Source organism: Corynebacterium sp. HMSC072G08 (assembly GCF_001809185.1).
In the GTDB taxonomy this organism is placed as follows: domain Bacteria; phylum Actinomycetota; class Actinomycetes; order Mycobacteriales; family Mycobacteriaceae; genus Corynebacterium; species Corynebacterium phoceense.
The window spans coordinates 113,460-113,731 of the sequence record NZ_KV796464.1 but is presented as its reverse complement, the minus strand read 5'-3'; positions in this window follow the sequence as shown (position 1 = coordinate 113,731).

The following is a 272-nucleotide window of genomic DNA, read 5'->3' as shown; positions in this document are numbered from 1 at the left end:
GGAAATACCTCCGCACGCGCGGAGAAGAGTCACTATCACCTGGGATGAGACCGGCGCGAATGGAAATACCTCCGCACGCGCGGAGAAGAGAGGATTTCCCCAGCCGCATGAGAGTCTCTGGTGGAAATACCTCCGCACGCGTGGAGAAGAGGCCATTAGAAACTCCTTAGATCTTCCATACTTGGAAATACCTCCGCACGCGTGGAGAAGAGGTAACCACGTCATGGCGTGCAAAGTGGTCCATGGAAATACCTCCGCACGCGCGGAGAAGA